This is a genomic window from Burkholderia cepacia, assembly GCF_001039005.1.
Lineage (GTDB): Bacteria > Pseudomonadota > Gammaproteobacteria > Burkholderiales > Burkholderiaceae > Burkholderia > Burkholderia theae.
In genome coordinates this window covers 105,811-118,038 of sequence record NZ_LDWR01000063.1, presented here as the reverse complement: position 1 = coordinate 118,038, position 12,228 = coordinate 105,811, and the positions used below count along the sequence as shown (strand labels likewise).

6 protein-coding genes are annotated in these 12,228 nt (G+C 66.8%); all 6 read right to left on the bottom strand.

Annotation, left to right across the window (positions count from 1 at the left end):
* Positions 1-109 precede the first annotated feature (109 nt).
* Complete coding sequence (locus VL15_RS32775) at positions 110-3,283, bottom strand: multidrug efflux RND transporter permease subunit (RefSeq protein WP_048250980.1); 3,174 nt, start codon at positions 3,281-3,283, stop codon at positions 110-112.
* Positions 3,284-3,407: 124 nt separating this feature from the next.
* Positions 3,408-5,042, bottom strand: a complete 1,635-nt coding sequence (locus tag VL15_RS32770; protein ID WP_048250990.1) for an ABC transporter ATP-binding protein — start codon at positions 5,040-5,042, stop codon at positions 3,408-3,410.
* The gene (locus VL15_RS32765) at positions 5,042-6,163 is read right to left on the bottom strand and encodes an ABC transporter permease (RefSeq protein ID WP_048250979.1); all 1,122 of its coding nucleotides are present in this window, start codon (positions 6,161-6,163) and stop codon (positions 5,042-5,044) included. Before VL15_RS32765 ends, VL15_RS32770 begins: the two co-directional genes overlap by 1 nt.
* A complete protein-coding gene (locus tag VL15_RS32760) occupies positions 6,117-7,169 on the bottom strand; it encodes a microcin C ABC transporter permease YejB (protein WP_048250978.1) in 1,053 nt (350 codons plus the stop codon). Before VL15_RS32760 ends, VL15_RS32765 begins: the two co-directional genes overlap by 47 nt.
* A 12-nt stretch (positions 7,170-7,181) precedes the next feature.
* Positions 7,182-9,104: an extracellular solute-binding protein gene (locus VL15_RS32755; protein WP_419188708.1), complete on the bottom strand. Its 1,923-nt coding sequence runs from the start codon at positions 9,102-9,104 to the stop codon at positions 7,182-7,184.
* A 217-nt stretch (positions 9,105-9,321) separates the two neighbouring features.
* Entirely contained in the window at positions 9,322-12,120 is a 2,799-nt protein-coding gene (locus tag VL15_RS32750; RefSeq protein ID WP_048250976.1) for a TonB-dependent receptor, read from the bottom strand.
* Positions 12,121-12,228 lie beyond the last annotated feature (108 nt).

The window sequence follows — 12,228 nt, the reverse complement described above, 5'->3', positions numbered from 1 at the left end:
ATTTCTATCTAGCCACTACAATCAAAAAATTCGATAATGTTGATTATGTCAAATACGATATTCACGTCTCCCAACTCCTGATTCCGTCGCCAACAACCCGCCTCGACCGTCAATCAATCTCCAGATCCCCAACCGTTTCCGCCCGCCGCGCCTCCCGCCTCGTCGTCGCAACATGCCGGCCACGCCGGCCGACGGACGCCACCACCCGAAACGCCACCGGCGCGAACACGAGCCCGAACATCGTCGCGGCGAGCACGCCCCCGAACGCGCCGGTCCCGATCGACCGCCGGCTCTCCGCACCCGCGCCCGTCGCCAGCACGAGCGGCACGACCCCGAGCAAAAACGCCATCGACGTCATCACGATCGGCCGGAATCGCGCGGCGGCCGCGTCGATCACCGCCTGCCGCAGCGGCACGCCGCGCCCGGCCAGATCGCGCGCGTACTGCACGATCAGGATCGCGTTCTTCGCCGCCAATCCGACCACGGTGATCATCCCGACCTTGAAATACACGTCGTTCGGCATGTCGCGCGCGAGCGCCGCCGCAATCGCGCCGATCATGCCGAGCGGCACGATCGTCAGCACGGACAGCGGAATCGTCCAGCTTTCATACAGCGCGGCCAGCGCCATGAACACCGCGAGCACGGACAGCCCGACGAGCAGCGGCGTTTGCCGCGCGGCAACCTGCTCCTCACGCGCCGCGTCGACCCAGTCGAAGCCGATCCCGGCCGGCAACGCGCCGGCAAGCCGCTCCATCTCCGCCATCGCCGCGCCCGAACTCGTGCCGGTCGCCGCCCGGCCGCTGATGTCGAGCGACGGATAACCGTTGTAGCGATTCAGCATCACCGGGCCGATCGTCCAGTGCGGCGCGGCGATCGCCGACAGCGGCACCATGTCGCCGGTACGGTTCGGCACCGTCAGCGCCATCAGCTGCGCATCGGTCGCGCGTGCGGTCGGGTCGGCCTCGATGATCACCCGCCGCATCCGCCCTGACGCCGGAAAATCGTTGATGTAGTTCGAGCCGAACGTGCCGCCCAGCAACCCCGCAATCCGCTCGAACGGTACGCCGAGCGCATACGCCTTCGCGCGGTCGACATCGAGCTCGATGCGCGGCGCGTCCGGCAGGTCTTCGAAATGCACGGCGGCGAGCAACGGATCGACCTTCGCGCGTTCGGAAAGCTGCTCGCGAGCCGCCTTCAACGCGTCGAGCCCGACACCGCCCCGATCCTCCAGCCGGAACGTGAATCCGTCTGAATGCCCGATGCCGCGCACCGACGGCGGCAGCGACGCTTCGACGTCGCCGTCGAGGATCGCACCGAAACGCTGGTTGAGCCGGTCGCGCAACGCCATCGCGTCGACGTCGCGCTTCGCCCAGTCCTTCAGCTCCACGAACGCCATCCCGACGTTCTGCCCGCTGCCCGCGAAACTCCAGCCGATCACGCTCGTCACGTTCGCAATCGCCGGCTCCGCATGCAGCACCGCCTCGACACGCTCGACGACCGCGAGCGTGCGCGCCTGCGTGGCGCCCGCCGGCAACTGGATCATCACCTGCAGTTGCCCCTGGTCCTCGGTCGGCAGAAAGCCGCCCGGCATCATCCAGTACAGCAGCCCGCAGACGATCACGAGCGCCGCGTAGACCGCCACGACCATGCCGGTGCGGCGCACGGCGAACACGGCAACGCGGCGATAACCGGTTTCCGCGCGCGTGAATGCCGCACCGAACCGGTCGGCCAGGCGCGCGCCGATCCCGCGTCGCCGCGCACGGCCGGTTGCGCCGTCGTGTCGCGTGACCGGCTTCAGCAGGTTCGCGCACAGCGCGGGCGTGAGCGACAGCGCCATGAACGACGACACCAGCATCGACGCGATCATCGCCACCGCGAACTGCCGGTAGATGCCGCCGACGGTGCCCGGAAAGAACGCCATCGGCACGAACACGGCGGTCAGCACCGCGGTCACGCCGACGATCGCCCCGCCGATCCGCTTCATCGCACGGCGCGTGGCGTCGCGCGGCGACACGCCCTCCTCCATCACCCGGTGCACGCTCTCGACGACGACGATCGCGTCGTCGACGAGGATGCCGATCGCCAGCACGAGGCCGAACATCGTGAATACGTTGATCGACAGTCCGAACGCCCACATCGCGACGAACGCGCCCATCAGCGTGACGGGAATCACGACGGTCGGCACCAGCGTGTAGCGCAGGTCGCGCAGGAACAGCCACATCACGCAGAACACCAGCACGACCGCCTCGATGAGCGTCAGCACGACTTCGCGGATCGCGATCTTCACGAAATGCGCGCCGTCGAACGGAATCTCGATCGCGACGCCCGGCGGCAATGTCCTCGACAGCTCGGCGAGCCGCGCACGAATCGCGTTCGACGTTTCGAGCGCGTTGCCGCGCGGGCCGAGCTGGATGCCGACGGTGGCCGCCGGCCGGCCGTTCAGCCGCGAATAGAACGAGTAGTCGTCGCGGCCGATCTCGACCCGCGCGACGTCGGCGACGCGCACCGCCGAACCGTCCGTCTTCGACTTCAGCACGATCCGGCCGAATTCGTCCGGCGATGCGAGCTGCCCCTTGACGACGATCGACGCGGTGAGCTGCTGGCCGCCCGGAAACGGCGCATCGCCGATCGCGCCGGCCGTCACCGTCGCGTTCTGCGTACCGATCGCCGCGATCACGTCGTCGGCGCCGACCCCGTATTCGCGCAGCTTGTGCGGATCGAGCCAGACCCGCAGCGCCTCGTCGGCGTCCCATAGTTCGGCTGCGCCGACGCCCGGCGCGCGCTTCAGCTCGCGCAGCACGTAGCGGTTCAGGTAATCGCCGAGCTGCGCGGAGTCGCGCGTGCCGTCGGTCGACGTCAGCGTGACGAGCATCAGGAACGTGTTCGCCGCCTTGAACACGCCGATCCCCTGCTGGACGACCTGCTGCGGCAACCGCGACTCGACCTGCTTCAGCCGGTTGTTCACGTCGACGAGCGCGATGTCCGGATCGGTGCCGGGCGAAAACGTCACGTCGATCTCGAGGTTGCCGTGACCGTCGCTGCTCGTCTCGTAGTACAGGAGCCCGTCGGCGCCGTCGAGACTTTCCTCGATGATGCTGCCGACGTCGCCGTCGACCGTCTCGGTCGACGCACCCGGATACGCGGCGGTGATCACGACCCGCGGCGGGGCGAGGCGCGGATACTGCGCGATCGGAAGCTGCGGAATCGCGAGCACGCCCGCGACGACGATCGCGAGCGCGACGATCCACGCAAAGACGGGACGATCGATGAAAAACGACGGCATGGGCACGCGTCAGCGAACCGCCGGCGTTCCGGCGCGGGACCGCCGGACGGCCAGGGCAACAGCAACGAAATCGGCACCGCCGCGCCGCGCGCAGGCGACCTGGGCGCGCTGCGCCCGGTTCACGTCAATCATCGGTTCTCTCTTGCAGGCCGCGCTCCGGCGCCAGCATCGACGACGCCAGCAGCGCGCGGGTATACGGATGGGTGGGCGCATGCAGCACGTCGAGCGTATCGCCCTCCTCGACCACGCGCCCTGCTTTCATCACGACGACCCGGTGGGCCATCGCACGCATCACCGCGAGATCGTGCGTGATGAACAGGTAGCTCAGTTTGTACTTCTTTTGCAGATTCGTCAGCAGATTCAGCACCTGCTTCTGGATCGACACGTCGAGCGCGCTCGTCGGTTCGTCCAGCACCAGCAGTTCCGGCTCCACCGCCAGCGCGCGCGCGATCGCGATCCGCTGCCGCTGGCCGCCGGAGAATTCGTGCGGATAGCGCAGCATCGATTCGGCCGGCAACCCGACCTCCTGCAGCAGCGCGGCGACGCGCGCACGACGCGCGGCCCCGGCCACCTGCGGACGGTGCACCGCGAGCCCCTCGCCGACGATCTGCTCGACCGTCATCCGCGGCGACAGCGAGCCGAACGGGTCCTGAAACACGACCTGCATCCTGCCGTACAGCGCGCGCCGGCCGCTCGTCGTGCGCAGCGTGTCGAGCGGCATGCCGTCGATCGCGATCGAGCCGGCCGCCGGCCGCTGCAGGCCGAGCACCGTCGCCGCCAGCGTCGATTTCCCCGACCCCGACTCGCCGACGATCCCGAGCGTTTCGCCGCGCCTCAGGTTCAGCTTCACGTCGTGCACGGCCCGGAACGTCGTCTTGCCGAGCACACCGCGCCAGCCCTTCGCCGCGATGCGGTAGTCGACGGCGAGATCCCGCACGTCGAGGATCGTCTGCGCGCCGGCCGCGACCGGCTCGACGTCCCGCTGCGGCGCGCTGTCGAGCAGCCGGCGCGTGTACGCGTGCTGCGGCGCGGCGAACAGCGCGCCGGTCGTGTTCGTCTCCACCAGCACGCCCTGCTCCATCACGGCCACGCGCTGCGCGAAGCGCCGCACGAGATTCAGGTCGTGCGTGATCAGCAGCACGGCCATCCCGCGCGCGGCGGCCTCCTGCTCCTGCAATTCGATCAGCAGGTCGACGATCTGCTGGCGCACCGTCACGTCGAGCGCCGTCGTCGGCTCGTCCGCGAGCAACAAGCGCGGCCGGCACGCGAGCGCCATCGCGATCATCGCGCGCTGGCGCTGCCCGCCCGACAACTGGTGCGGAAAGCTGTCGATACGCCGCACCGGCTCCGGGATGCCGGTGCGCCGCAACAGCGCGATCCCGCGCTCGCGTGCATCGCCCGGGCTCAATCCTTCGTGCAGCCGCAGGCTCTCGGCGATCTGCTTGCCGATCGTATACAGCGGATTCAGCGCGGTCATCGGTTCCTGGAACACCATCGCAATGTCGGCACCGCGAATGCCGCGCATCTGCTGTTCGGTCTTAGCGAGCAGATCCTCGCCGTCGAACAGCATCCGTCCCGACAGCGTCGCCTGCTGCGCGAGCCGCAGGATCGACAGCGCCGTCACGCTCTTGCCCGAGCCCGATTCGCCGACGAGCGCGACGCGCTCACCGCGACCGACCGACAGGCTCAGGTCCTGCACCGCCGCCTTAGCGCCGAAACGCGCGGAAAACCCGTCGATCTGCAGCAACGCGTTCGTCATCATCGCCCCCCGCCGAACGCCGAGCCGCGTGCGCGGGTGTCCAGCGCATTGCGCAGCGCATCGCCCATGAAGGTCAGCAGCAGCAGCGTCACCACCAGCACCGTGAACGCGGAGACCGAGATCCACCATGCGTCGAGGTAGTTCTTCCCCTCCTGAAGCAACTCGCCGAGGCTCGGCGTCGGCGGCTGCACGCCAAGCCCCAGGAAATCGAGGCTCGTCAGCGACAGGATCGCGGCGCTCATCCGGAACGGCAGGAACGTGATCACCGGCGTGAGGCTGTTCGGCAACACGTGGCGCCACATGATCTGCGCATTCGTCAGCCCCATCGTGCGTGCCGCTTTGACGTAATCGAGCGTGCGGTTGCGAAGGAATTCGGCGCGCACGTAATCGGACAGCACGAGCCAGCCGAACATCGACAGCAGGATGAACAGCAGCCACAGCGACGGCGTGAACAGCGATGCGAAGATGATCAGCAGGTACAGGTCCGGCAGCGCGCTCCAGATCTCGATCAGGCGCTGCCCGAACAGGTCGGTGCGGCCGCCGTAGAAGCCCTGCAGCGCGCCGGTCAGCACGCCGACCAGCACCCCCGACACGGTCAGCGCGAACGCCATCAGCACCGACAGCCGGAACCCGTACAGCAGCCGCGCGAGCACGTCGCGCCCGAACTGGTCGGTGCCGAGCCAGTTGCTCGCCGACGGCGGCGCCGGATACGGCCGCGACGCGAAGTAGTCGATCGTGTCGTAGCGGTAGCGGTTCGGCGGATAGATCGCGAAATTGCCGTGCGACTCGAGCTTCGCGCGGATGTACGGATCGAGGTAGTTCGTCTTCGCGGGAAAGTCGCCGCCGAACTCGGTTTCCGGATAGTCCTTCGCGATCGGAAAATAATAGTGCCCGTCGTAGCGCACGAGCAGCGGCCGGTCGTTCGACAGCACGTCGGCGCACAGGCTGAGCGCGAACAGCGCCGCGAAGATCACGAGGCTCGCATAACCGAGCGGCTGCGCGCGAAAGCGCTGCCACGTGCGTCGCCACGGCGACGGCGACGGCGACGGCGACGGCGCGCACGCGCACGGGGAATCAGTGGTCCAGGCGGCTGAACTGGATACGGGGGTCGACGACGACATAGCAGATATCCGCGATGAGCTTGGTCAGCAGACCGATCAGGGTGAACAGGAACAGCGAGCCGAGCACGACCGGATAGTCGCGGCGGATCACCGAGTCGTACGACAGTTGCCCCATCCCGTCGAGCGAGAACAGCGTCTCGATCAGCAGGTTGCCGTTCAGGAACGCGCCGACGAATGCTGCCGGCAGCCCGGTGAGCAGCGGGATCGCCGCATTGCGCAGCACGTGTTTCCACAGCACGTCGCGCTCCGGCGCCCCCTTCGCGCGGGCGGTCAGCACGTACTGCCGGCCGATTTCCTCGAGGAACGTGTTCTTCGTCAGGATCGTGACGATCGCGAAATTGCCGATCACCGCCGCCGTCACCGGCATCACGATGTGCCACAGATAGTCGAGCGTCTTGCCGATCAGCGTCAGGTCATCGAAGTTGTCCGACGTGAGCCCGCGCATCGGAAACACCTGCCAGAACGTGCCGCCGCCGAACAGCATCAGCAGCAGCACACCGAGCACGAAACCCGGCACCGCGTAGCCGGTCAGCACCAGCACGCTCGTCACGGTGTCGAACCGCGAGCCGTTGCGCACCGCTTTAGCGATGCCGAGCGGCACCGACACGAGATACGTGAGGATCACCGTCCACAGCCCGAGCGTGATCGACACCGGCAGCTTCGAGCGGATCACCGCCCACACGCTGCGGTGCGCGAAGTAGGACTGGCCGAGGTCGAACGTCGCATAACTCTTCAGCATCAGCACGTAGCGTTCGAGCGGCGGCTTGTCGAAGCCGAACTGCTTGCGGATCTGCTCGATCTGCTGCGGATCGACACCCTGGCTGCCGTGGTAGCCACCCCCGCCTCCGCCCGCCTCGCCTCCGCGTGCGCTGCCGTGGCGCAACTGCGCGAGCACCTGCTCCACCGGGCCGCCCGGCACGAACTGCGTGACCGCGAACGTGATCGTCACCACCCCGAGCAGCGTCGGGATCATCAGCAGCAGCCGCCTCACTATGTATGCCAGCATCGTCGCTCCCCGTCAGGCCGCCGGAGCGGGTTGCGCCGCCGGCTTTTTCACGTACCAGTAGTCGATGATCCAGTCCTCGTACAAATAGGAGTCCGGAACGATCGCCGGATGGCCGAGCGTCGCCTTGTACCCGATCCGCGCGTTCGGCAGGTAGTACTGCGGGATCAGCGCGTACAGGTTGATCAGCACGCGGTCGAGCGCGTGCGTGGCCGTTTCGAGATCGTCGAGCGTGTCGGCCGCGAGCGCCGCGCGGATCAGCGCATCGACCGCCTTCGACTTCACGCCCGGATAATTCTCGGAGCCCGGCTCCGACGCGGCCGCGCTGCCGAAACGGCGTGTCAGCTCCGCGCCCGGGATCGTCACGGGCAGGTAGATGTACGTCGTCATGTCGTACTCGAAATTGTCGAGCCGCTTCAGGTAGAGCGCGCTGTCGATCTCGTGCAGGTACGCGTGGATGCCGAGCGTCGCAAGCGCCTGCGTGTACGGCAGGATCAGGCGGTCCATGCCGGGCTGGTCGTCGATGATCTCGATCGTCATCGGCGTGCCGTTCGCGTCGCGCAGCGCGTCGTCGCGATAGTGCCAGCCGGCCTGCGCAAGCAGGTCGCGCGCTTCCTTCAGGTTCGCGCGCAGCGAACCCGGCGGCAGCGTCGACGGCTGGCTGACCATCGGGCCGAACACCTCGGGCGGCAGCGTCGACCGGTACGGTTCGAGCAGCGCCAGCTCCTTCGCGCTCGGCATGCCGGACGCCGCGAACGGGCTCGCCTCCCAGAAGCTGCTGGTGCGGCGATATTGCCCGTAGAACATCATCCGGCTCATCCAGTCGAAGTCGAACGCCAGCGCGAGCGCACGCCGCACGCGCACGTCCTGGAACATCGGCTTGCGCATGTTGATCAGGAACCCCTGCATCTGCGCGGGGCCGTCCGGAAATTCGCCCTTCTTCAGCAGGCCGTTGCGAAAATTCTTGCCGACGTACTTGCGCGCCCATTGCGTCGAGCTGTATTCCATCCGCGCGTCGATGTCACCGGCCTTGAACGCTTCGAGCGCCGTGTACTCGTCCAGGTACAGCTTGAACGACACGCTGGAGAAGCGGAACATCCCGCGCCGCGACGGCAGGTTCGCGGCCCAGTAGTGCGGGTTGCGCACGTAGCGGATCTGCTTGTCGTTCTTGCGCTGCTCGATCAGGTATGCGCCGCTCGCGATCGGCGGTGTGTTCGCGATCTGGTCGAACGGCGGCCGCGTGCCGTCCGCGCGTTGCCCCCATTTCGGCGAGAACACCGGCAGGTCGCCCGCGATCAGTGCCGCGTCGCGCTCCGCGTGCTTGAATTCGAAACGGACCGCATGACTGTCGACCACCACGACGCGCTTGATGATCGAAAATTGCGCGTTGTAGATCGGCGATGCCTGCGGGCTCGTCAGCGTGTCGAACGAATACTTGACGTCGGCCGCGGTGATCGCGTCGCCGTTCGAGAAGCGCGCGGCCGGGTTGATGTGGAACGTCGCGGACGTCCCGTCGGGCGCGATCTCGACGTCGTCGGCGATCAACGCGTATTCGGATGCGAGTTCGTCCCAGCTGCGCTGCATCAGCGTGTCGAACATCAGGTTCTTGATGTCCGGCGCGGGCGAGCCGCGCACGAGGAACGGGTTCAGCGAATCGTAGCTTTGCCGCTCGTCGTAGTTTTCGAAATTGAGCGTACCGGTGTCCGGTGCATCCACATCCGCATAGTCGAAATGCGTGAAATCCGGCCGATACTTCGGCTGGTCGTATTGCGAGATCGCCGACACCGCGAGCGCGGCCCGTGGCATGGCGCCGCCCGACACGAACAGCGCCGCGCAGGCGAGCAGCGCGGCACGCGTGCCGTTGCGCATCCGCGCGTGCATGCGCGTCGGGCGCGCGTGGCGCGGCTCACGTGTCCATCGCCATTTCAACAATGTCATGGTCAGTCTGTCCGGAAGCGTGCGGGCGTGACGCCCGCGCGCGGTCGAAGCCTGTGCCGGACGCCGCGTGCCCGCCGCGTCCCGCTGGGTGTTCGTGCTGTAGAAGATCCTGCAAGCCGCGCCGTCGTGGCGCCAGGCGAAAAAAGGCCGCTCCATAAAGGGGGGGTGTGGACGCGGAGCGGCCGGTCTAAAGCCTGTCAGTGCATCGCAATCGCCATCAGAACTTGTACGTCGCGCCGATCTGCGCAAACCGGCCGATGTACGAATACACCGACGTGTCATAGCCGCTCTGGTCCAGCGTGCCGTTCGCGAAGATCGGGTCGTACGGCGGCGTGCGGTTGAAGATGTTGTTGATGCCGCCGTAGATCGTCCAGTTCTTGAAGCCCGTGTACGTCATCATCAGGTTGAACTGGCTGTACGAACCGACCTTCGACGGCGCCGGCGCCGGCAGCAGGTTCTGCGCGTACGGGCCCGTGAACTCCCACGTCAGCGCCGCATCGAACTTGCGGTAGTTCCAGTCCAGCGTCGTGTTGCCGCGCCAGCGCGGGAAGCTGCCGCCGAACGGCTGCGTGATCGTGAAGTTGTTGCCCGCGCCGTTCACCGGCGTGCCGCCCGGGAAGCCGATCTTGTAGCTGTTGATGTACGCCCAGTCACCCGACAGCGTGACCGTGCCCCAGCCCTTGAGCGGCAGGCCCTGGCGGAACGTGCCTTCGAAGCCGTTCGTGTCGAGGTAGCCGAGGTTCTGATACGGAATCACCTTGTACAGCAACTGGCCCGTCGTCGGATCGGTCACGACCTGCGACGGCGTGCCCTGGCCGATCACGTTGTCGATGCGGATCTTGTACCAGTCGAAACCGAGGTCCGTATAGCGGCTCGGCGACACCTGGAAGCCGATGTTGAAGTTGCGCGTGCGTTCCGGCGCGAGGTTCGGGTTGCCGACGGTGATCGACGTATAGTTCTGGCCGGTGGCCGGGTCGACCTGGATGCCGAGCGTCTGCGACTTGCTGTCCTCGACGAAGGTCGGCGCGCGGAAACCGCGGTTGTACGACGTATACAGCGTAAGAGCCTTGATCGGCTGGTAGCGCAACGCAAAGCGCGGCGAGAAGGCGCCGCCCACGTCCGTGTAGTGATCGTAACGGCCTGCCTGGCTGAACGTCAGGTTCTCGAGGATCGGCACGTTGATCTGGTAATAGACGGCCGCGACGTTGCGCTGGCCGTTCACCGTCTCCAGGTCCGGCGTGATGACGGCCCCGCTCAGGTATTCCGAGCCCGGCGTCAGCACTTCGCTCTGGTGCGTGAACTGCGCGCCGAAGCCGATACCGACGTCACCGGTCGGCAGATGGAACAGGTTCGGCGTCGACAGTGTCGCGTCGATCGTGTCGAGCTTCGAGATACCGAGGTTGTTCGCTTCCTGGTACAGCCCGTTGAATGCGTTGGGCGTCGCCGCCGGGTTCGCGAAATTCAGCGTGCCGTTCTGGTAGATGTTGTTCAGCGCGTTGACGTTCAGCTGGTTCGTGAACACGTTCGACACCGTGCTCTGCGAATGGCTGACCGACGTCGCCCAGTCCCAGTCGCCGTACGGCAGCGTGAACGACCCCTTGATGCCGGTGGCCGCGCGCCAGTAGTTAGCCCAGGTCTTCTGCGCGACCGTGTTCGGGAACGCATAGGTGAGCGGCGTGGCCGCGCCCGTCGTGTTGTACGGGTTGCTGATCGGCACGACGGTGTTGAACGGCGACAGCAGCTTCGTCTGCGGATTCCAGACGAGCGCCGGGTTCTGCGGGTTGCCGATCACGTTGTTCCACAGGCCGTCGTTGGTCGTGGTCGTGTTGTAGCTCTCGAGGAAATCCGCGAACGCGGTCGTCTTGTCGTCGATCTTGAAGTCCGCATGGATCTTTGCGTTCAGGCGCTCGGTCATCGGCAGGATCGACGTGCTTTCAGCGGTGTTGTACCCGCAGACCGTGCCCGGCGACCCGGCCGACAGCGAATTCGACACGGCCGGATGCACCGAGCCGCCGAACGGACAACCGCCGGTCAACGCCTGCGCGACGCCGCCGGGCATGTTCCAGTAGGACGGCGCGAGCAGCGAGAAGCCGCCCGGTTTGCCCGTGAAGTCCTGGTTGCGGGTCGAATCGCGGTCGGCGAGCGTGAAGCCGTTCGACTTGTAGTAGCTGAGCGCCGCCGTCACGTTGAAACGGTCGGCGTTCAGGTCGCCGAAGCCGCCGAGCACGCCGAACTTGATCGTCCCGTCGCCATTACCGGCGTTGATCGCACTGCCGAGGCTGCCGTCGAGCTGCAGGCCGCGGAAATCGTGCTTCGTGATGATGTTGACGACACCGCCGATCGCGTCCGAGCCGTATTGCGACACGGCGCCCGTCTTCACGATTTCGATGCGCTCGATATCGTTGAGCGGGATCGTATTGAGGTCGAAGAACGAATCGACGCTGTTCGAGAAGAACGCGTACGGCGCCACGCGCTGGCCGTCGACCATCACGAGCGTATATTTCTCGGACAGGCCGCGCAGCGCGATGCCGGCGGCGCCGGCCGCGAAGTTGCCCGACTGCCCTTCGCCCCAGCTGTTCGCCGAGTTGGCTGCCGCATCGCGCAGGAAGTCGGTGACGGTCACCGCGCCGCTGGCCTGGATTTCCTTCGGCGTGATCGTCTGCACCTGCTGGAAACCGGTCTTGTCGGCCTGCCGGATCAGCGAGCCCGTCACTTCGAACCGCTTGATCTGCGCGACCTTGCCCTGCCCGTTCGCACCGGATGTCGCGGGCGTGGCCTCCGCTGCCGCGCCGGACGCCGCATCGGGCGCCGCGGCACCCGTCGCAGCGGCGGCGCCCGACGTGCCGCCCGCCTGTGCGACGGTCACGGGCGCGCCGTTCGCGACCGCATCCGCGACCGCGACGGCACCCGGCGCCGGCTGGCTCTGGGCGAACGCCGGCGGCACCAGTACGGCCGTCAGCGCCAGTTCCGCCCAGACTATCCTCTTGATGGCCAACGCCAAAACTCTTTGCTTCATCTTGTTCCCTCTCGCTCGTAGTAAGACCCCACCTGCTGCGCGCCGGAATCTTGTGGATTCCTTGCACGTCCTGGGCGCCCGTGTACCGGAACCCGCGATTGCCACCCT